The organism is Sinomonas sp. P47F7, from assembly GCF_049332655.1.
Taxonomy (GTDB): Bacteria; Actinomycetota; Actinomycetes; order Actinomycetales; family Micrococcaceae; genus Sinomonas.
The window spans coordinates 3,791,930-3,812,230 of record NZ_CP186327.1 but is presented as its reverse complement, the minus strand read 5'-3'; the positions used below and the strand labels follow the sequence as shown (position 1 = coordinate 3,812,230).

Sequence of the window (20,301 nt, the reverse complement as noted above, 5' to 3'; positions counted from 1 at the left end):
GTGCTACCCGGCGTTTACCCTTGGGGGGTGAAGGTTCTCGTGATCGGCCCGGGCGGCCGCGAACACGCCATTGTCCGTTCCCTTCTGGCCGATCCGGCGGTTTCCGAGGTGCATTCCGCGCCGGGGAACGCCGGGATCGCGCAGGTGGTGCCGACGCATGCCGTCGACGCGAACGATCCCGCCGCCGTCACGGCCCTCGCCCGGAAGCTCGACGTGGACCTCGTGGTCGTGGGCCCCGAGGCCCCGCTCGCGGCCGGAGTCGCGGACGCGGTGAGCGAGGCGGGTATCGCCGTGTTCGGTCCGAGCAGGGAGGCGGCGCAGCTCGAGGCCTCGAAGGCTTTCGCGAAGCAGATCATGGCCGAGGCCGGCGTGCCCACCGCGATGGCGCGGGTCGCGACGACGGCCGAGGAGGCCGCAGACGCGCTCGACGCGTTCGGCTCCCCGTACGTCGTCAAGGATGACGGGCTCGCCGCGGGCAAGGGCGTCGTGGTCACGGAGGAGCGCGAGGCCGCCCTCGCGCACGCGCAGGCGTGCTTCGACGCCGGCGGGACGGTGGTCATCGAGGAGTTCCTCGACGGCCCCGAGGTCTCCCTCTTCGTCCTGAGCGACGGCCGCTCGGTCATCCCCCTCTCGCCCGCGCAGGACTTCAAGCGGATCTTCGACAACGACCAGGGCCCCAACACGGGCGGGATGGGCGCCTACACGCCGCTCGACTGGGCGCCGGAGGGCCTCGTCGACGAGGTGGTCCGCCGGATCGCGGAGCCGACCGTGGACGAGATGGCGAAGCGCGGCACGCCGTTCGTCGGCGTGCTCTACTGCGGCCTCGCCCTGACGTCCCGCGGAACGCGCGTCATAGAGTTCAACGCGCGCTTCGGCGACCCCGAGACGCAGGCCGTGCTCGCGCGCCTCAAGACGCCGCTCGGCGGGCTCCTCCTCGCTGCGGCGAAGGGCCGGCTCGACCAGGCGCAGGAGCTGCGCTGGGCGCCCGAGGCCGCGGTCGCCGTCGTCCTCGCCTCGGAGAACTACCCGGGCACGCCCCGCACGGGCGACCGGATCCGCGGCCTCAAGAAGGCCGCCGCGGTGGACGGCGTGCACATCCTGCACGCCGGCACGAAGCTCGACGAGGACGGCACCATCGCCACGGCGGGCGGGCGGGTCCTCGCCGTCGTCGCGCTCGGCGAGGACCTCCAGGAGGCGCGCGAGCGCGCGTACGAGGGCATCGGCCAGATCCGGCTCGAAGGCGGCCAGTTCCGCACGGACATCGCGGCCAAGGCGGCGCGCGGCGAGGTGACGGTCCCGGAGCGGGCCGGAAAGGCAGGCGTGTGATGACGAACGTCGAGGCGGCGGGGAGCTCCCCGCGCGGCTACGCCACCGATGCCCCGGAGCTCGAGGGCTGGCGGCACGTCTACTCGGGCAAGGTGCGCGACCTCTACGAGCCCATTGAGGGGCCCGCAGACCAGGTCCTCGTGGTCGCGAGCGACCGCATCAGCGCCTACGACTTCGTGCTCTCGAGCACCATCCCGGACAAGGGCCGCGTCCTGACCCAGCTGAGCCTCTGGTGGTTCGAGCAGCTCAACGTGCCGAATCACGTGCTCGGGTCAACAGCGGACGACGGCGTGCCCGCCGAGGTCGTGGGCCGCGCCATGATCTGCCGGCGGCTTGAGATGTACCCGGTCGAGTGCATCGCCCGCGGCTACCTCACGGGTTCCGGGCTCGCCGAGTACCGCGAGCGGGGCACGGTGTGCGAGATCCCGCTCCCCGCGGGGCTCGTTGACGGCTCGCGGCTGCCCGCGGCGATCTTCACGCCCTCGGCGAAGGCCGAGGTCGGCGAGCACGACGAGAACATCACCTACGAGGACGTCACCGGCATGGTGGGCGACGACGCCGCGGCCCGCCTCCGCGACCTGACCCTCGAGGTCTACCGCGAGGCCGAGCGGATCGCGCGCGGGCGCGGGATCATCCTCGCGGACACGAAGGTCGAGTTCGGCGTCGACCCCACGACCGGCTACATCACGCTCGGCGACGAGGTGCTCACGCCGGATTCGTCGCGCTTCTGGGACGTGGACACGTGGGAGCCGGGGAAGGCACAGCCCTCTTTCGACAAGCAGTTCGTGCGCGACTGGCTCACCTCGCCCGCGTCCGGGTGGGACCGCGCCTCGGGCGAGGTACCCCCGGCGCTGCCGGCCGACGTCGTTGATCGCACCCGCGCGCGGTACGTCGAGGCCTACGAGCGGCTCACGGGCCGGGCCTTCGAGGGCTAGTGGGCGCCACTCGCGCGGGGCTGCCAGTTTGCGGGCGCCGCGGCCGACGGCGGCAGCCCAGCGGGCGGGCTACTCGCCGTGCGTGGCGCGCTGGGCCGCGAGGCGGATCTCGAGGATCGCGTCCATGGTCTGCTGGACCTTGTCCGACGCGCCCGCGTAGCTGAACTGCTCGCGGGCGTCCTTGAGGAGCTCGAGCGCCTCGTCGTTGCGGCCGAGCGCCTTGAGCGCGCGTCCATAGAGGAGGGCGACCTCGCCCGCCGTGTGGCGGCCCAGGACGTTCTTCTCGGCGTGGATCTCCTTGAGCCGCTCGATCGCGTCGGGGATCTCCCCGTTGAGGTAGAGCCAGCGCGCGCGGATGAACGCGACCTCGAGCTGCTCCGGCCGGCTCCCGCCCACGATCGAGAGCGCGAGCTCGGCGCGCTCGATCGCCGCGAGCGTCTCCGGCTCGACGATGCCGCCCGAGAGGCGCACCGCCGCCGACGCCTTGTTGAAGCGGGCCCAGAGCTCGATGTCGTTCGCGGGGGAGAGGAGCTTGGCCGCCCGCTCGTGGTGCTTGACGCCCTCCTCGTAGTCCGCCCGCATGAACGCGACGTTGCCGATCACCCATTCGACCTCGCCCGCGAGCTGGCCCATCGCGTCTTCGTCGACGAGGCTCCCGAGGATCCGGCAGTAGTCCCAGGCCTCGTCGAGGCGGCCGCTCTCGGCGAGCGCCCCGATGAGCGCGCGCAGGGCGCCGATGTAGATCGTCGAGCCGGTGGGCAGCTGCGAGCCGATCCGCACGGCCTCGCGGGCGTGTTCGACGGCGGTGCCCAGCTGGCCGAGGCCGTGGCACACGGCGGCGAGCATCTGATGGGCGCGCACCGCGAGGCCGTCGGATTCGGCGATGATCGGGTGCTCGAGCAGGTGCTGCACGATCCGCTGGCACTCGGCGAGCTGACCTTGCTTCATGAGGCACTCGGCCTGCATGTACGTCATGTTCCACCACGCGCTGTTGTTCTTGCCCTCGAGGGCGAACTGGGCGGCGGTCGCGGCGTGGCTCGCGGCCTGCGCGTAGTCGCGCATGTCCCAGGCCTGGCGAGCGTAGAGACCGGCGAGGACGTATTCGGCGTCGTTGGCGGTGACGGGCTGGCTCCAGGCTTCGAGGGCCTTGGGCGCCAGTTCGAGGCGGCGAGCGAGCTCTTGGATGACCTCCGGCGTCGGCTCACGCCGGCCCGTCTCGAGGAGAGAGATATAGCTCGGCGAATAGAGATCCTTGCCGAGTTCAGCTTGCGTCAGCCCACGCTCAAGGCGCTCAGCCCGCAGCTTCTCTCCGAAACCGCTCCCCACAACTTCCTCCTAGACAGAGCCGCCACCCGGTATCAGGGCAACGCGATACACTGGCAGCTTGACACCCGCTGTAGATGTTATTTTACTTGGGGTGTCAATCACGACAAAGCACGCTCTGCCCGAATGCACCCGCTACAACTAAGGACATGACATGCTGAAGAAGTTGACCGCTTCTCTTGCCCTCGTGGGCGCTCTCGCGGTGGGAGGCGTTTCTGTGGCTCCGACGGCGATCGGCAATTGGCCCGATCCCATGAAGACCACGGCGATTGGCAACTGGCCCGATCCGATGTCGGCTACCGCAATCGGTAACTGGCCTGACCCGATGACGGCGACCGCCATCGGCAACTGGCCCGATCCGATGTCGGCGACCTTCTGATCAGTCTGAACACCGTCGGGGAGCCGCAGCAGCGGCGAACGCAAGGCTCCCGCTAGGGGCCGTCGAGAGGCTGACGGATCCCGAAAGCGCGTCGGGGCCCCGCTCATCTATGGATGAGCGGGGCCTTTTCCTTTTGCCACTAGGGCCTTTGGTCCCGACACGCTGATATTCGGATCCGAATAAAATTCACAGCACATTCTTATGGACTTTTTTGGCGCGTTTTGTCGCGCCCCGTCCGCGCTGCTCCGATTGCGGAATGTCGGCTCATTCCGCGGGCGTGTTGCAATTTGATGGAAGGCCGTCGTTCCGCCCCGCTGTTCACGTCGAGAGCGGTGCAGGGGGCCCCTCTTCCGAGCGATTGTAACGGTTTGGTAACAGTATTTTGGTGGCCGCTTGCCGCGCGTGTCGTTGAGCAGGCCAGGCCGATGCCGCGGGTCGGATGAACCGCAGGTGAGCGCCCCTGACGGCGTCGGAGAGCGAGGGGGTGAAGCCGTAGGCGCTGCCCCGGGGATTCGTCCGGCTGGGCGGCTCGGCGCTGCCGGTCCCGGGCTTGCGGTGGTCCCGGCTTGTGGTGGTCCCGGCAACAAAAAAGGCGCCGATCTCTCGGCGCCATTCTTTGCTGTTCTGGTCGGGATGACAGGATTTGAACCTGCGACCTCTTCGAGGATCCGGGCGATTCCGGGTCCTCACCGGTTGTCTCGGGAACTCGCGGATTCCCTTGTGCTGACAGGGAACCGGGCGGTTCGCTTGTTCCGAGTGTACCCGGTCGTCGGCGGTCCGTCCCGGGCCATTGAGATGGGAATTTGATGAGTCCCCTCCGCTGGTTCGGGCGATCTGAGGGTCGTCACTGGCGTGGGCACCGCAGCCTCTGGCCCTGCCCGGGGCGGGCTGAGCTCGCTGTTCCCGATACACGATGGGGTGACCGTCCGGGGCGTCGGCGCCACACGCCCCGACAAGAGGCGGATCTGCTTGGCGACGGCCGGAAGGTCACAGGCCGAGGCTGGAGCGCTCCTGGCTGGGGCGGTGCGTCGATTCCGGCCGCGGATCGCGGCTCGGGCTCAACGCCATGGCCCGGTCGAGGGCTGCACGGGCTCGGGTCCGGTCGGTCTTCTGTGCCACCGTCTCGGGCGGGCCACCTAGCGGGGTGTTTGCGGTGATGGCGTAGCGGTCGCGGTATGCGGCGACGACCCGGGCCTGCTGCCGCCAGATCCCGGCCCCAAGGCGGTCTGTCGGCGGGGGGCCGAGGGCCGCCACCCAGGGTGGGTTTGTATCCAGCGCCGCGTCGAGCACGGCGTCGGCGCGTGCCTCGATGAGCTTTTCGCGTTCGTCGAGGGCGCGGCGCGTCGCATCGTCCATCGGCCCGCCGGCGTGGGGCACCAGGCCGGCGATCAGCCGGGGCCGCTGCCGCGTGCGGCCCGACCCTGCGGGCCGCGCAGTCGCCATGGCGATGCGGTGGTGGAGGACGGCGGCGGTGTCGTCGGCGTCGCCGAAGCCTCGTGCCTGGACCAGTCGCGGCAGCAGGGTCCGGACGTCGTGGTGGTTGGCCTCGGCCCGGCGCAGTTCTGCGGTCAGGGGTCCGAACGCGTCGGACCTGATGGCGCCCTCCGCCTGACCCTCGGCCAGGCCGGAGGTGCGGATGAGGGCGGCCCAGCGGTCGTGCTGGGCGGCCGCGGCGATGGTCTCGTACTCGGCGGCGAGCTGGGCGATCGACCCCCAGGCCTCCTGCTCGGCGGTGATCGTCTCGTGGGCGGAGGGCTCCGCGCCGACGTGCCTCAGGACCCCGGACAGGACGCTCCGGCCGGTGGTTTCGCCGGTGTCGCCGGGGTGCGGCCCCTGGTGTGCGGTGTCGGGTTTGTCGGTGGCGACGTAGGCGCTGTTGGATGCGCGGCCGCGGGTCATGGCGACGTACAGGTTCTCCCTCGTCATGGATGCGTCGACGAGGACGTGGGCGGTGTCGGTGGTGATGCCCTGCGCCCGGTAGGAGGTGACCGCGTAGCCGAGGTCGAGGTGCTCGGCCGTGTAGGCGGCTGGCAGCACGGCGGAGGCGCCGCGCCGCGTGCCGATGCGGCGCAGTGTGAGGGAGCCGTCGTCGTGCACGTTGGTGACGGTCCAGCGGTCGCCGTTGCGGACCCAGGAGCGGCCGGTGCGGAGGCGGCGGTCGTTGCGGCGGGTGATCACGGTGTCCCCGGCCGCGGCGTGGGTGCCGTCGTGCAGTCCGACTTCGCGGGGGCCGTGGACGGTGCCGTCGAGGATCAGCTCGGTGCGCGCCCGGATGTTCAGGGCGGTGACGGCCTCGTTGGAGTCAGCCACCAGCACCGTCGCCTGCCCGGCGAGCTGGTCCACCCGCCAGGCGGTGTAGGCGGCATCCGTCATCGCCTCCGTCTCCCCCTCCAGGACGCGCCCGTGCTGGAGGTAGGTCCCGATGGCCTCGGTGCGGCCGTGCCGCAGTTCGAGGGTGGCGGCCTTCTCCCATTCGTTGGTGAAGCGGTGGACGTCGGCGAGCTCGGCCGGGTCGTCGCGGTCGTGCACGAGCAGTGAGAACGCTCCGCCGGCGTCGACGGACTGGAGCTGGGCGTAGTCGCCGACCAGGAGCACCTTCGCCCCCGCCGCGGCGGCCAGGTTCGTGGTGCGGTCGAGGGAGAGCGTGCCGGCGAGGCTGGCCTCGTCGAGGATGACGAGCTGGCCCTGACGGAACGACTGGCCGGTGCGCTGGTGGGTGTCCCACCACTTGGCGGTGTTCTCCGTCTCGATGCCGAGGTCGCTGGCGAGGACCTGCGCCGCCGCGGCGGAGGGGGCGAGGCCGACGACGGAGCCCTTGCCGTGCTCGGCCTCCCAGGCCCGGCGCAGCGCGCTCATGGCCGTGGTCTTCCCTGCCCCGGCCGGGCCCACGAGCACGTCGACCACCCGGCCGGAGCCGGCGACCTTGGCCAGGGCCGCCGCCTGGTCGGCCCCGAGCATCCGGCCCTCCGGGTCGGGCCGGCCCGTGATCCGCTCGACCGTCGCCAGCGGCACGGTGGGACCCGTTGCGGTGCGGGCGCGCTGAAGGAGGCGGTCTTCTGCCGCCAGCAGGTGCTCGGAGGAGAACACCGTCGAGTGCTTCGGGCGGAACACAGTCGTCCCGTCCGGGCGTTGGAACGCGGCGGGGCTCGCGGCGATCTCGGGCGGGGTCAAACGCAGGGAGGCGGCTTCGGCGGCGTCCACGACGAGCCCGACGACGGCCTCCCGGTCCTCGGTGGTGGCGAACCGGTAGCCCATGGTCTTCCGGGCCGCCTCCGCGTGCAGGTTCCAGTGCCGCCAGGTCGAGCGCCTCTCCCCGACCGCCTCCACCACACTCCGCCCGAGCGAAGCGACCACCCCCATGGGCATGTTCTCGGCGCTCAAGAGCAGGGGCGCCTCGTTCGCGGCGACCGTGCGCGCCCACGAGGCGGCATCCGCCCCGAGGACCCGGCCGGCGCGGTCCCGCCACTGGGCGGTGAGGTCCGCGAGCGATCGGACCTGCTTCTCCGGGCGGGTGGAGAGGGTGGCCTGGGCGCGGAGCTTCATGATCGTCGCCGGTGAGGGCCGGTGGCCGTGCTCGGTGACGTAGGCGTTGATGAGGTGGTCCGTCTCGGCGTCGATGTGCCGGGCCCGGGTTGAGAACTCGGCCACCAGCTGCTCCGGCACGCCGGTGATCGCCCAGGCGGAGTTGCGGTCCCGGCCCCTCTCGCGCGCCTCCCACCCGACCCCGAGGGTGCGGGTGAGGTGGTCGGCGAACACCGCCTCGTGCAGCTCCGACAGGGCCACCACCGCGGCGTGCATCGGCCGCCCATCCAAGCTCCGCCACCTGCCGTCGAGCACCGTCTGGACCTTGTTGCTGATCACGACGTGCGTGTGAAGGTGCGGATCGCCCGCCCGGGAATCGTAGTGGTCGAACGCTGCCGCGATCAGCCCGGTCACCTCGACCTGCGCAACCGCGCCGCCGCGGCCGGTTGCACCCGTGCGCGTGGCCGCAACCTCCCGTTCCATGAACGCCACCGCCCCCGCAACCGCCGCATGGTGCGCCTCCGCGATCAACTCCTGCGTGCCCGCGTCGGCGAGCGCCCACAGCACGGAGGCGGACTTCGGGATCGAGAACGTGAAGTCGAACCCCGCAACCGCCCGCCGCGTCCCCCGTCCGGCCTCCTCGGCATCGATCGCGGCCACCGCCTCGCCCCGCGCCGCAGGGCCGAGGCCCGGGTCGAGGGCCCCTGTGCGCTCGGCGATCCGCTCGGCGAGCGTCTTGTAGGCCGGGTACGCCAGGCCGAGCGGATCACCGGTGACCGGGTCGCGGCCCATCCCCACCAGGAGCTGGAGCTGCGCCTCCGAGACCCGGTCGCCAACGCCGAGCGCACCGCCGCCGAGCCCGGGCAGGCCCGAGCCCATCCACCGGCCCGGCGGGGTCCCCTCCGCGGTGTAGTACCGCGTCAGCGGCGTCGACAACGACCTGTCGCCGTCCCCGGCCGCGACCGTGCGCAGCAGGTACCTGTACCCATCGCCGGCAGACATCACCCGCATCGAGACCGTCACCCCGGCCGCCCCCTTCGCACTCAGGAAGGAGGTGGGCCACAGCCCCCCGCCGCAGGCGGGGGGCCGACCTCGAGCTGCAAGAGGCGTCACGCGACTTACCGGGCCGGTCCTTGATACTGGACTCGCCGTGGTCGGTAAGATGCGGGTGCAGCCGTGTGCAGTACCGCCTGCTGCGAGGCAGGTTCTGGTCGCTTGTGGACACGCGAGCGCTGGTGGACCTTGCTGCTCATCCAGTCGATCTGGTTGAGCCGCCGGGCCTCGACCGGCTGATTCGCACACAGAGCGCACGGGCTCTGGCCTTGGTACACGCTGCGGGCCCTTGGCGGCCCGAATCCTGTCGTAGGGACAGCCGCGATCAGGGAAGACAGATTCAGGATCGGGGTCTCCAAGCTCGCCGTCCAGCGGCGACGGCGCTCAGCTTGGCGCGCATCTGACTCTCGTGAAAGGGTCTGCAAATCTTTCGGTGGAACTGGGTTGTTTGTTGGTCAGCGGCGGCCGATGGAAAGCCGGCCGTCGAAGGCGATCTCGAAGGCGTTCAAGGCGTCCTTCCATCGTTGGGTCCATCGGGCCCGGCCCTTGCCGGTCGGGTCGAGGGCGATGACCGCGAGGTAGACGCACTTGAGCGCCGACTGCTCGTTCGGGAAGTGGCCTCGGGCCTTCACCGCCTTGCGTATGCGGGCATTGACCCGCGGGATCGGATTGACGGCCGCACGGCGACTCATGTTCGCCCTTGCCTACCTGGGGTCCATCGCAACGATCGCCCGCGGCGCACTCGCCCTTCTCTCGTAGCTCGGTGAGCGGCAAATGCAGGGTTATCGGTTGAGGTGCCGATCCGCCCGGTGCGCGCCCGAAGGCCGCCGGGCCGATATCCCGGTGCGGCCGCAGAACGCGCAACAAAATTGACCCCCGCCTACCCCAAGGCTTTCAGCGCACTTGTGCCTGGCTCACCGCGAGACCGGCTTCACCCTTCTTTCTTGGCCTCGATCGCCTGTCGTAGGGGACACATGCGCCGGTGCGGGTCCTGTCGATCCGCGCACGACGAGCGTGGTGTCCAACCGGATGACTTGGGTGCTGGCACTGCGGGCGACGACGTCGCAGAGCAGGTCGACGGCAGCCGTGCCTGCTTGTGCGCCAGGCACCCGGACGGTGGTCAGGGCGGGATGCGCGAGGGCGGCCATCGGGCTGTCGTCGACACCGATGACGCTGATGTCGCGGCCAGGCTGAAGTCCGCGTTCGGCGAGCCTGGTGAGCACCCCGAGTGCGATCATGTCGTCGTAGGCGATGACGCCGGTGGCCGTGGACCCCGCCACCATGTCGGCGGCGCCGATCCCAGATTGCAGGTTCGGCTCGAAGGGTCCGAACTGGGCGAACTCGACGCCCAGCCGCCCGCATTCGCCCTCTACCGCTTCTCGGCGCTGTGTGTTGGCCCAAGACGTTCGTGGGCCGGCGAGGTAGGCGATGTGGCGGTGACCGAGCGCGTGCAGGAGCTGGACCGCGTGCTGCATTCCTTCCGCGGTGTCGATCAGGACCGCCGGGGCCTGCGGGACGTGCCGGTTGACGAACACGGTCGGAACGATTCGGCGGATCTCCTCGAGCTGGTCTTTCGGGCCGCGCGGGGAGACCATCAGCAGCCCGTCCACCTCTTTGGCCATCATTGCTGCGAGCTCGATCTCGTCTGCGGGGTGCTCGTCGCTGTCGGCCAGCACCACGGCGTGGCCTCGCTGGCGTGCCCGTGCCTGGATGGTCTTGATGACGGGCGGAAAGAACGGGTTGGCGATGTCCGGCACGATGAGTCCGAACTTGGACGTCCATCCGGCCTGAAGGGACCGGGCAACCCGTGGTGGCGTGTAGCCCACCCGCGCTGCGGCCTGCTGCACTCGGTCCCGAGTCTGCGCATTGACCAGGCCCGGCGAGGCGAATGCGCGCGAGGCGGTCGAAATCGACACGCCTGCTTCCTTGGCAACGTCGCTGAGCGTGCCCAAATCAGCCCCCTCACTTCAGTGCTCCGGTCTGAAGACGCCACCACCGCGGCGATGCAAATATCCTACAACAGCTATTGACATCTGCTGCAAATTCTCAGCAACATCGTCACAAGCAGTCAATGCCGACGAGCCAGCAGGGAGCAGGGGCGAACCCATGGGAACTTCCGCAACAGCACTCCACAACGGAGTAGTCATCACCGAAGACGGCGTGCTGACCGGGCACGACGTGGTCGTCGAAGGCCGTCTGATCACCGGAGTTGTGCCGTCGGATTCGGTGAGCGGGCGAGTGGCCCGGGTGGATGTCGGGGGAGGTTTCATCGCCCCTGGTCTGATCGACGTCCACACCCACGGTGCGGTGGGGCGATCGTTCGCCGAGCGCGACACGGAGGCGTACGACGCGATCCTGCGATTCCTGGCGTCCAACGGCATCACCCGGGCTCAAGCCTCATTGCCTTCCGCACCCTTCGGGGATCTGGAGAGCCAGCTGGAGTGGGTACGCAGTTACGAGCGCCCGGCCGACGGAGCCGTCCTGCATGGCGTGCACCTGGAAGGACCGTATCTCAGCGCCGAGGACCAGGCGCGCGGAGCGGCGAATCCGGCTCATCTCCGCACCCCGCAGCCCGGGGACGCCGACCGGCTGCTGGCCTACGCCGATGTGCTGCGGATGGTCACCATCGCTCCCGAGCTGCCGGGTGCGGTGGCGATGATCCGGGCGCTGGCCGCCGGCGGGGTAGTCGTGGCCGTCGGGCACAGCAGCGCAGAGCGTGAGGACTTCGCGAGCGCAGTCGAGGCCGGGGCGACGCACATCACCCACCTGTGGAGCGGCATGGCGAACGTGCTGCGCCGCTCACAGGGGGAGCGCGTCCCCGGCATGATCGAGCTAGCGCTGGCCTCGGATGCGTTGACCGGGGAAGTGATCGCGGATGCCAAGCACCTGCCGCCCGAACTGCTCACCATCGCCCGGCGGTGTCTGGGCGGATCGCAGGCCCGGCTGTGCGTGGTCTCCGACAGCAGCATCGGGACCGGGATGCCCGACGGCTACCGGTACGGTCCCCCGGACCGCCCCATCGAAGTCAGCGGCGGAGTGGCGCACCTGGTGGGGCAGGGCAGGTTCGCCGGGAGCACGTCGTCGATGAACAGGATGGCCAGGGTGCTCCTGCGCCTCGGTTGGCCGGTCCACGAGGTGGTGTCGGTGATGTCCGCCGTGCCTGCGAAGGTTCTTGGCCTGGCCGAGCGCAAGGGAGCTGTGCGAGCGGGATACGACGCCGATCTGGCTGTCTTCGACCAGAGGTTCAACTGCACCCGGACGATGATCGAAGGTTCGTGGGTCCACTCGCCCGAAATGGCTTCAAGTCAAATAGGCCCGCCGAATGCCGACGTGGCGCTCATACACAATACAGGGGAGTTGAAATGAGGACTCTGTCAAGGCGCGCTCTTATCGCCGGCTTGGGTGGGGGGATGGCGTCGTGGGCGCTTTCGGCCTGTTCCGGAACGGGGGCCGGGTCCACCACCGGCTCCGGGCAGGGCGGGGGCAAGCAGATCAATGCCTTCTACTGGGGATCGGACTCCCGGGCGAAGCTGACCAATCAGGTCTTCGACCTGTTCGCGAAGAAGAATCCGGGAATGAGCGTCAAAGGACAGTTCCTGGCGTTCAGCAACTACTTCGACAAACTCGGCACGCTGGCCGCCTCAGGCTCCATGCCGGACCTGATCCAGACGAATCCGGGCAGTCTGACCCAATACGGCGCGAACGGCCAGCTCCTGGACCTTTCGACCCTGAACCTGAACCTCGGCGACTACCAGGACGCCGCGCTGAAGACCGGGCAGGCGAACGGCAAGCAGTACGGGCTTGCTTTCGGGTATCAGTACGTCACCGTCTTCTACAACGCTGACCTGCTCAAGGCCGCGAACACCGAGCTTCCGAAGGATCCGGCGAGCTGGGACGACTGGGCGGACTTCGCGGTGCAGCTCAAGGGCAAGCTGCCAGCCAACACCTACGCCATGGCGGACTGCAGCAGCGACTCGAATTCCTTCGAGTCCTGGATGGTCGGCCGCGGCAAGACTCTGTTCACGGACGGCGGCAAGCTCGGCTACGACGTGGGCGACGTCACGGCCTGGTTCGAGTACTGGACAGGTCTTCGGGCCAGAGGCGCCGTCGCACCGGCGGCCGACAGCGTGACCTATGTCCAGACCGGAGCTGTCACCGATTCGCCCCTGACCAAGGGCAAGGCCGCGATGACGCTGGGCATCAACGTGGGTTTCCAAGGGTACCAACAGCTGAACAAGGCGGCCCTGGACCTTGCGGCCTGCCCGACCGGTCCGGCAGGGCGTTGCGAGACCAACCACTTCTTCGGCTGGAGCGTCTCGGCCAGCACCAAGGCCTCCGGGGCCGTCAAGGCGTTCCTCGAGCTCTGGTTCGCCGACGCATCCGTCGTCCAGATCGTGGGGACGGACCGGGCGCTTCCTGCCTCCAAGACTCAGCTTGAAGCGCTCGACAAGGTGGCCGACGGGGCGACCAAGCAGCTCTTGAAGTTCTCCATCGCCCATCCGGGCATCAAGCCGCTGAGCCCCCCGGCCACGCCCCCATCGATCGGCAGCAAGCAGGACGAATCCCTGCGAAGGGCGGCAGAGGCAGTCGTGACAGGCAGCAGCAAGCCCTCCGAGGCGGCACAGAAGCTCGTCCAAGAGGTCCAGGCCGCCCTAGGCAGCTGATGCCGGTGCGGCCTCGGTCCCACGATCACTTCTCCTACAGAGGATAGGGATGACAAGAGTACTCTCGAGCCCGCCCTCACTGGCCGTCGACAGCCGCCCGCGCAAGCGACGGTCAAGATCGCGGGTGGACCTGTCCGGCTACGCGTTCCTGGCTCCCTGGATGGTCGGCTTCGTCTTCCTCACAGTGGGTCCGATGCTGGCCTCGCTCTACCTGTCGTTCACCGACTACAAGCTCCTTGCGCCGCCGCGGTGGATCGGGCTGCGCAACTACGAGGCGCTGCTCACGGACTCCCGCTACCAGTCCGCGGTCATGGTGACGCTCAAGTATGTGTTCCTCGGGGTGCCTGCGAAGCTGTGCTTCGCGCTGCTCATCGCGGTCGTCCTCAAACGCAGTCTGCGGATGACTGCTGTGTACCGGGCTGTCTACTATGTGCCGTCACTGCTGGGCGGCAGCGTGGCGATCGCCATCCTGTGGCGGCAGCTCTTCGGTCAGCCCGGGGTCGTCCAGCAGCTCCTCGCCCTCGTCCACATCGACACCCAGGGGTGGCTGACCAGCCCGTCGACGGCCCTTGCCACCCTCGTGATCCTTGAGGTCTGGCAGTTCGGATCGCCCATGATCATCTTCCTCGCCGCCCTCAGGCAGATCCCGCAGGACCTCTACGACGCGGCCTCGGTGGACGGGGCCGGCCGGCTCCGTCAGTTCTGGTCGATCACGGTGCCTATGCTCACGCCGATCATGTTCTTCAACCTGATCCTGCAGATGATCGGGTCCTTCCAGGCATTCACACCGTCGTTCGTCATCAGCGGCGGCAGCGGCGGCCCCGTGGACAGCACGCTCTTCTACACCCTCTACCTGTACATCGTGGGCTTCGGCCATCTGCAGATGGGCTACGCCTCCGCCATGGCCTGGGTGCTCCTGGTCGGCGTGGCCGCCATCACCGGTGTCCTCTTCGCGACGGCCCGGTTCTGGGTCTACTACGGCGACGAATAGAAGGCGACGAATAGGAGATGACCCGATGAATGCCATGCACCAGGCGTCACTGACCACGGTCCACCTGCGACGCACCGCTCCCCGCCTTCCCCGGCGCACACTGATGAATCTGGTACTGGCCTCCTGCGGCCTGGTGATGCTGTACCCGCTGCTGTGGCTAGTGGGCTCTTCGTTCAAACCGGCGTCCGAGATCTTCTCCACCGCGAACCCATTCCCCGGCAGCGGAGCTAACCTCTCAGGCTATTCGGGCGGCTGGGACGCCCTCGGCGTGGGGTTCTGGCAGTTCTTCGCGAACTCCTTCATCCTCTGCGGGCTGTGCATCGTAGGGAATCTGGTCTCCTGCTCCCTGGCCGCCTATGCCTTCGCCCGCATGACCTTTCCCCTTCGGGGCTTCATGTTCGCCCTGATGCTGGGCACCATCATGCTGCCATACCACGTTTTGGTCGTGCCCCAGTTCATCCTCTTCCGCTACCTGGACCTGTTGAACACCTTCGCGCCGCTGATCATCCCCAAGTTCGTCGGCGTGGACTCGTTCTTCATCTTCTTGATGGTCCAGTTCATGCGCACCATTCCCCGCGAGTTGGACGATGCCGCACGGATCGACGGCTGCGGCCACTGGAGGCTGTTCTTCCGCATCATCCTGCCGCTGTGCAAGCCTGCGCTGGCAACGACCGCGATCTTCACCTTCATCTTCTCCTACAACGATTTCCTTGCGCCCCTGATCTACCTCAGCGACCCGTCGCAGTTCACTGTCTCCCTCGCACTCAGATCATTCGTCGACGGCGGCGTCAGCGGCACCTCGAACTACACAGGCCTGCTGGCCATGTCGACACTCTCGCTGCTGCCTGTCGTCGGGTTCTTCGTCGCCTTCCAGCGGCTGCTCGTGGAGGGGATCGCAACAACCGGACTCAAATAGCGGCGTTAGTCTGCAGACCCGCCGAGATCACGTAAATGTCGGCCTCGGCCGACCGCCTTGAAAGGATGAAATGACAGCGATGCCAGGAAACACCGAGCGGCCACTGCGGTTCGCCGTGGTGGGATGCGGACAGATCGGCAAGGCCCACGCGCACGCACTGAAAGAGCTGGCGCCCCGCGCCGAACTGGCAGCGGTGGTGGACAACGTGCCGGGCCGGGCAGCCGCACTCGCAGACGAGCACGGCGTTCTTGCCCTCACATCGCTGGAGGAGGCGCTCGCGCGGCAGGACATCGACGTGGTGACACTGGGGACACCAAGCGGCCTCCACGCCGACCAGGCCGTGGCTGCGCTGGACTCCGACAAGCACGTCATCGTGGAAAAGCCCCTCGATGTGACGATGGAGGCCGCCCAGCGCGTCCTGCAGGCGGAGAAGCGCTCTGGCCGCACCGCGATGGTTGTCAGCCAGATGCGGTACCTGCCGGCCAGCGGCGTGGTGCGTGAGGCGGCGGAGTCCGGCGCCTTCGGCAAGCTCACCTCGGGGTCGGCGACCATGGCGTGGTGGCGCAGCCAGGAGTACTACGACTCGGGGGACTGGCGGGGGACGTGGGAGCTCGACGGCGGCGGCGCGCTGATGAATCAGGGCATCCACGTGATCGACCTGTTCCGGTGGTTCTTCGGCGACCCCGTCGAGGTCTACGCGTGGGCCCAATGCGCGGCCCACCAGCGCATCGAAGTGGAAGACACCGCGGTGGCGGTCGTCCGATTCGCGAACGGGGCGCTGGGCACCATCCACGGGACGACGGCCGCGTACCCGGGCGTCAACCGGCGGATCCAAGTGCATGGAGACCGCGGATCGGCGATCATCGACGAGGGCGTGCTGACCTACTACCACGCCGCCAGCGGCGACGCCCCAGACCTTCCCTACGGTGCTGAAGGCGACGGGAACCAGGCCGCATCCCTGATCCACGAAGCCGACCGGTTCCTCACCTCCCACGCCCGTCAGTTCAACGACTTCATCGACGCGATCGACCACGGGCGCCCGCCGCTCGTCACGGTCACCGAGGCCGCGAAGACCCTGGCCCTGATCCGGGCCATCTACGAATCTGCCCAGCTTGGCCAGCCGGTGAAGGTCACCGCCGTCGGCCACTGACCCGCACGAGCCTGCCACGCCCCCTTTGGGAAGGGAATCACCCATGCCATACCAGCCAACCGTGCGGTTCGCCGTCATCGGCCTGAACCACAATCACATCTACCCCCTCGTCAAGACGCTTCGCGCCGCCGGAGGGAACCTGGTTGCGTTCTTCGCGCCCGAGGACGACCTGGCCAGTGCCTTCTCCTCGGAGCACCAGGGCGCGGCGCGGGTGGACCGGATGGCACACATCCTCGAGGACGACTCCATCCAGCTCGTCGTCAGCGCCGCCATCCCGGACGAGCGTGCGGGCATCGGCCTGCAGGCAATGCACCACGGGAAGGACTTCCTGACCGACAAGCCCGGCTTCACCACGCTCGATCAAATTGCCGAGGCACAGCGGGCACACGCCGAGACCGGCCAGCTCTTCTATGTCGGCTACGGCCGCCTCAGCAGCCGTGCCATGCACCGCGCCGGGGAACTCGTGCGGACCGGCGCCATCGGCCGTCCGGTCCAGACCATCGGCCTAGGCCCCCACCGGATCAACGCCCCGACCCGGCCACCCTGGTTCTACCAGCGCGCGCGCTACGGCGGAATAATCACCGACCTCGGATCGCACCTGGTGGAACAGTTCCTGTTCTTCACCGGGGCGACCACAGCGGATGTCGTCTCAGCACAGGTAGCCAACTACAACCACGCCCACTACCCGGAACTCGAAGACTTCGGCGACGCCGTCCTCCGCGGGGACAACGGCTCCAGCGGCTACCTCCGCGTCGACTGGTTCACACCAGACGGACTCAGCAGCTTCGGGGACCAACGCCTCACCGTCCTGGGCACCGACGGATACCTCGAGGTCCGCGGCACCTGCGATCTGGCCGGCAGGCCCAACGGCGAGCACCTCTTCCTGGTCGACCACCAAAGCGTGCAGTACATCGACTGCCACGACGTCGACCCCCAATTCGGCCGCCGACTGCTCGAGGACATCACCCACCGAACCCAGACCGTCATGAGCCAACGCCACTGCTTCGAAGCCTCCACGCTGGCGCTGCGAGCCGAGGAGACTGCCCACTTGATTACTTCGAACCATCGCGCCCACCAGAATCCCGCGTGGGCAGCGGAAAGCACGTCGGGCTACAACACACAAGGGAAGGACGTCTGATGGAGATGCCGGTCGAATTCGACGGGGTTCGTGTCCATCCGTGTGCGGACGCCGCACAGGCCGGCAAACTGGCGGGCGACGCCGCCTACGCGGCCATCCACCGCGCGGTCGAGGCGCGAGGCGAGGCCCGGGTGATCTTCGCCAGCGCACCCTCACAGGAGACCATGCTCGCCCGGCTCGTCGACCTGGACTGCCCGTGGGAGCACGTGGTCGCGTTCCACATGGACGAGTACGTCGGCCTGCCAAGCAGCGACCCGCGGTCCTTCTCGGGATGGCTGGCCGACAGGCTGCCCATCGAGAGATTCGCCGCCTTCCATCCGATCGACGGCACGGCCGAGGACCCGAGAGCCGAGCTCGCGCGGTACGGGGCCCTGGTGTCGGCTGCCCCGATCGATGTGGTGTGTATGGGTTTCGGGATGAACGGACATATCGCCTTCAATGAACCCGGGGACACCCATTTCGATGATCCCCGCCCGATCCGCGAGGTGGTCCTCGACATTGTCTCGAGGCAACAGCAGGTCGATGAAGACTGCTTCGACTCCTTGGAGGAGGTCCCAACCGCGGCGCTGACCCTGACCGTGCCCACGCTGGTACAGGCAGGGACGGTGATCGTCACCGTTCTCGGCTCGGCCAAAGCCCGGGCTGTGCGCCGCGCCCTGACGGGCGAGGTTGGCTCCGACTGCCCCGGGTCCGCGATCCGCGGCCACAAAGATGCAGCAGTCTACCTCGACGACGGGGCTGCCCGCCTCCTACGCGCCCTACCTGCCACCCCTGGACCGCCAGCGCGACACCTGCGCATTGCCGGGGCAGCACCCGTGCCTATGCCCGACCAGGCAGCGGACCGGGGGCCAGAGGGATGAGCAAGGGCCGGGGCCGCCTCTGATGCCTTCTCCGGCACCTTCCGATTCCCTTCCTGTGGTTCCATCGGCAGCCGCCCGTTCCGATCGCGCAACGGGGCGGGAGTGCCCCTCCAGGCCCGCTGACCCTAGGATGCAGCCTCGGGCCGGGCGGCCAGTGCCGCGCGCAGCCGACCTGCTGCCGCATCAAGAGGAACGCTGAAGAATCAAACGGTGGACACCTCGGCCTGAGTTCGGTCATTTGGTCAGTGCCTGAGATTTGCCTGTCGTGAGGGCGTCGATGATGGCCTGTCGGTCGGGTTCGATGTGTGGCGGGATGGTCTGGGTGGTGCCGTTGGACGTGATAGTGACGGAGCGCACCGGGCGGAGCTGGCGGATCACGCTGCGGATCGCGAACCCGGTGCGGGTTTGGACCTCGCGGGAGAGGGCCAGGGCGGTGAACACGATGGTCAGGTAGGCCTCGATGGTCAGGTAGGCCTCGATCGCGTCGCGGGTGCGTACGAACATGGGCCTGGCGGCCAGGTCTGTCTTGGACATCCGGAAGGACTGCTCGACGTTCCACAGCTCGTGGTGCGAGGCGATGACCTCACCGGCCGGCATGGGACTGGCGGGGATGTTGGTGACTTAGCCCCAATACCGTTCAGTTAATGCCTTTGGGTTGTATATTCGGGGGCGTGGTCCGGCTGGGGCCAGTGGGCGTGGATGGCGCGTTTGGCAGCCCATTTCAGGACCTTGCGTTTGACTACTCTGGGGTTGGAGCGTTGCCGGCGGGCTGGGTTGAGCCCTCGGAGGAGTCTTCGGATCGCGTGGTGCCAGATCGTGGTGGCTGCGTCAGGGTCCTGAGGGGGGGAAGGAGCCCTGCGCCACCGAGCGGCGGGCGATGCGCAGGGCGGCGACGAAGGAGACCCTGTCGGGGTCGTGCCCGGCGTGCGCGGCCGCTCCGGCCATGAGGGTGCGGATCGCGTAGTGGCAGCACAGGTGCCCCCAGATCTCCTGCTGCACGAGGTCGGGGGATTTGGACCGCAGGACGGCCCGCGGGCCGCGCTGGTGCGTCTTTAGCTCGTCGAAGGCGCCCTCGATCTCCCACCGCTGCGCGTAGGCCGCGGCGAGGTCCTGCGCGGCGGCGTCGGCCGGATCCAGGATCGTGGTCAGGAGCCGGTATTCTTCCGGGTTCTCCCTGCCGTCGTCGATCGCGTAGTCGATGACCCGCACGGTCAGGGGTGCCGTGGTGGCCCGGTTCGGGCCCGAGGTCGGAGCGATGCGCGCCAGCCACGACCCGTCGGGCAGGGTTTCCAGATGGCGCGGCCGGAGGTTCGCGTTCACCCGCCAGAGCAGGTCCGCGCCCGTGGCGGCGGCCTGCTGCCAGAGCCGCAAGCCGTAGAAGCCGCGGTCGGCCAGAGCCAGCATCCCGGGCTCCAGCCGCCCGACGAGTTCCCGGGCCGTCTCGATCTCGGAGGTGCTGCAGGGCCCGACCGCGGCGTCGAGGATCGCGTGGGTGCCGCACTCGGCCAGGGCCACCAGACGGGCCTGCGGGAACGCTGACTGCTCGCCGCGGCCGGATCCCGGCCGACCGAAGAAGCCGGCATTCCCCGGCGTGTCGGCCAGGTCCAGGCAGGTCCCGTCGATGGCCACGAGCCTGCGCCCGGCCAGCCAGGAGCCGGGCGTGTCCGGTCCCGCCAGGGGCCGCGCCACGCGGGCGAACAGGTCCCGCACCGGCTCGAATCCCAGCCGGGACCGCGCCTGGAAGATCGCCGACTTCGAAGGCGGCAACCACGAATCCGACCAGCCCGACGCCCACGACAGCCCGTCCGTCAGCTGCGCGAGCACGTCCTCGTACGAGCCCTCCGAGTACAGCGCCATGCCGAGGGAGAAGTACGCCACAACCCGGGCCGGCAAGGCCCGATGCCGCACCTCGGTCCGCCCGGCCGCGGCAATCACCTCATCGACCACATCCGCCGGGAACACCCTGGTCAGCAGGCCCACCGACACCAAGTCCGACAACCGGCGATCCGAGACCGGCTTCACCCACCCAGTACGAGGCATGCCC

At 68.8% G+C, this 20,301-nt stretch carries 14 protein-coding genes and 2 pseudogenes; 10 read left to right on the top strand and 6 right to left on the bottom strand.

Annotated elements, in window-relative coordinates:
* Positions 1-27: 27 nt before the first annotated feature.
* Entirely contained in the window at positions 28-1,326 is a 1,299-nt protein-coding gene (purD, locus tag ACOKR1_RS17885; protein ID WP_422934255.1) for a phosphoribosylamine--glycine ligase, read from the top strand.
* Positions 1,326-2,261: a phosphoribosylaminoimidazolesuccinocarboxamide synthase gene (locus ACOKR1_RS17880; RefSeq protein ID WP_422934254.1), complete on the top strand. Its 936-nt coding sequence runs from the start codon at positions 1,326-1,328 to the stop codon at positions 2,259-2,261. The genes purD and ACOKR1_RS17880 overlap by 1 nt, the downstream gene beginning before the upstream one ends.
* Before the next feature lie 69 nt (positions 2,262-2,330).
* On the opposite strand, the gene ACOKR1_RS17875 is transcribed toward ACOKR1_RS17880, so the two are convergent.
* Positions 2,331-3,587, bottom strand: a complete 1,257-nt coding sequence (locus tag ACOKR1_RS17875) for a helix-turn-helix domain-containing protein (protein ID WP_422934253.1) — start codon at positions 3,585-3,587, stop codon at positions 2,331-2,333.
* Between the two features lie 151 nt (positions 3,588-3,738).
* On the opposite strand from ACOKR1_RS17875, the gene ACOKR1_RS17870 reads away from it, so the two are divergent.
* The gene (locus tag ACOKR1_RS17870; RefSeq protein WP_415857114.1) at positions 3,739-3,963 is read left to right on the top strand and encodes a hypothetical protein; all 225 of its coding nucleotides are present in this window, start codon (positions 3,739-3,741) and stop codon (positions 3,961-3,963) included.
* 987 nt (positions 3,964-4,950) lie between these two features.
* On the opposite strand, the gene mobF is transcribed toward ACOKR1_RS17870, so the two are convergent.
* From mobF to ACOKR1_RS17855, 3 genes and pseudogenes are all read right to left on the bottom strand, one after another.
* Positions 4,951-8,487 carry a MobF family relaxase gene (gene mobF, locus ACOKR1_RS17865; protein WP_422934252.1) on the bottom strand — a complete coding sequence of 1,179 codons (3,537 nt, stop codon included), beginning with the start codon at positions 8,485-8,487 and terminating at the stop codon, positions 4,951-4,953.
* 506 nt (positions 8,488-8,993) lie between these two features.
* Positions 8,994-9,209, bottom strand: a pseudogene (locus ACOKR1_RS17860) (transposase); the annotation flags it as partial.
* A gap of 243 nt (positions 9,210-9,452) precedes the next feature.
* The gene (locus tag ACOKR1_RS17855) at positions 9,453-10,490 is read right to left on the bottom strand and encodes a LacI family DNA-binding transcriptional regulator (protein ID WP_422934251.1); all 1,038 of its coding nucleotides are present in this window, start codon (positions 10,488-10,490) and stop codon (positions 9,453-9,455) included.
* Positions 10,491-10,644: 154 nt separating this feature from the next.
* On the opposite strand from ACOKR1_RS17855, the gene ACOKR1_RS17850 reads away from it, so the two are divergent.
* The 7 genes from ACOKR1_RS17850 (at position 10,645) to ACOKR1_RS17820 (ending at position 18,257) form a co-directional block, all read left to right on the top strand.
* Complete coding sequence (locus ACOKR1_RS17850; RefSeq protein ID WP_422934250.1) at positions 10,645-11,904, top strand: N-acetylglucosamine-6-phosphate deacetylase; 1,260 nt, start codon at positions 10,645-10,647, stop codon at positions 11,902-11,904.
* On the top strand, positions 11,901-13,202 hold the full coding sequence (locus ACOKR1_RS17845; protein WP_422934249.1) for an ABC transporter substrate-binding protein: 1,302 nt from the start codon (positions 11,901-11,903) through the stop codon (positions 13,200-13,202). The genes ACOKR1_RS17850 and ACOKR1_RS17845 overlap by 4 nt, the downstream gene beginning before the upstream one ends.
* A gap of 49 nt (positions 13,203-13,251) precedes the next feature.
* Positions 13,252-14,193: a carbohydrate ABC transporter permease gene (locus ACOKR1_RS17840; protein ID WP_422934248.1), complete on the top strand. Its 942-nt coding sequence runs from the start codon at positions 13,252-13,254 to the stop codon at positions 14,191-14,193.
* 25 nt (positions 14,194-14,218) lie between these two features.
* Positions 14,219-15,109, top strand: coding sequence for a carbohydrate ABC transporter permease (locus ACOKR1_RS17835; RefSeq protein WP_422934247.1), 891 nt, complete (start codon positions 14,219-14,221; stop codon positions 15,107-15,109).
* Positions 15,110-15,179: 70 nt separating this feature from the next.
* Positions 15,180-16,259 carry a Gfo/Idh/MocA family protein gene (locus ACOKR1_RS17830; RefSeq protein ID WP_422934246.1) on the top strand — a complete coding sequence of 360 codons (1,080 nt, stop codon included), beginning with the start codon at positions 15,180-15,182 and terminating at the stop codon, positions 16,257-16,259.
* 43 nt (positions 16,260-16,302) lie between these two features.
* The gene (locus ACOKR1_RS17825) at positions 16,303-17,397 is read left to right on the top strand and encodes a Gfo/Idh/MocA family protein (RefSeq protein ID WP_422934245.1); all 1,095 of its coding nucleotides are present in this window, start codon (positions 16,303-16,305) and stop codon (positions 17,395-17,397) included.
* On the top strand, positions 17,397-18,257 hold the full coding sequence (locus tag ACOKR1_RS17820; RefSeq protein ID WP_422934244.1) for a 6-phosphogluconolactonase: 861 nt from the start codon (positions 17,397-17,399) through the stop codon (positions 18,255-18,257). The genes ACOKR1_RS17825 and ACOKR1_RS17820 overlap by 1 nt, the downstream gene beginning before the upstream one ends.
* A 234-nt stretch (positions 18,258-18,491) precedes the next feature.
* On the opposite strand, the pseudogene ACOKR1_RS17815 reads toward ACOKR1_RS17820, so the two are convergent.
* Both ACOKR1_RS17815 and ACOKR1_RS17810 read right to left on the bottom strand, forming a co-directional pair.
* Positions 18,492-18,878, bottom strand: a pseudogene (locus ACOKR1_RS17815) (IS1634 family transposase); the annotation flags it as partial.
* Positions 18,879-19,085: 207 nt separating this feature from the next.
* A complete protein-coding gene (locus ACOKR1_RS17810; RefSeq protein WP_422934243.1) occupies positions 19,086-20,297 on the bottom strand; it encodes an IS4 family transposase in 1,212 nt (403 codons plus the stop codon).
* Between the last annotated feature and the right edge of the window lie 4 nt (positions 20,298-20,301).

What these genes read in the sequence shown, in the direction of transcription:
- ACOKR1_RS17880 (WP_422934254.1), top strand. Translation starts at nt 1,326, where the DNA reads ATGACGAACGTCGAGGCGGCGGGGAGCTCCCCGCGCGGCTACGCCACC.
- ACOKR1_RS17870 (WP_415857114.1), top strand. Translation starts at nt 3,739, where the DNA reads ATGCTGAAGAAGTTGACCGCTTCTCTTGCCCTCGTGGGCGCTCTCGCG.
- mobF (WP_422934252.1), bottom strand. Translation starts at nt 8,487, where the DNA reads ATGTCTGCCGGCGATGGGTACAGGTACCTGCTGCGCACGGTCGCGGCC.
- ACOKR1_RS17850 (WP_422934250.1), top strand. Translation starts at nt 10,645, where the DNA reads ATGGGAACTTCCGCAACAGCACTCCACAACGGAGTAGTCATCACCGAA.
- ACOKR1_RS17845 (WP_422934249.1), top strand. Translation starts at nt 11,901, where the DNA reads ATGAGGACTCTGTCAAGGCGCGCTCTTATCGCCGGCTTGGGTGGGGGG.
- ACOKR1_RS17840 (WP_422934248.1), top strand. Translation starts at nt 13,252, where the DNA reads ATGACAAGAGTACTCTCGAGCCCGCCCTCACTGGCCGTCGACAGCCGC.
- ACOKR1_RS17835 (WP_422934247.1), top strand. Translation starts at nt 14,219, where the DNA reads ATGAATGCCATGCACCAGGCGTCACTGACCACGGTCCACCTGCGACGC.
- ACOKR1_RS17830 (WP_422934246.1), top strand. Translation starts at nt 15,180, where the DNA reads ATGACAGCGATGCCAGGAAACACCGAGCGGCCACTGCGGTTCGCCGTG.
- ACOKR1_RS17825 (WP_422934245.1), top strand. Translation starts at nt 16,303, where the DNA reads ATGCCATACCAGCCAACCGTGCGGTTCGCCGTCATCGGCCTGAACCAC.
- ACOKR1_RS17820 (WP_422934244.1), top strand. Translation starts at nt 17,397, where the DNA reads ATGGAGATGCCGGTCGAATTCGACGGGGTTCGTGTCCATCCGTGTGCG.
- ACOKR1_RS17810 (WP_422934243.1), bottom strand. Translation starts at nt 20,297, where the DNA reads ATGCCTCGTACTGGGTGGGTGAAGCCGGTCTCGGATCGCCGGTTGTCG.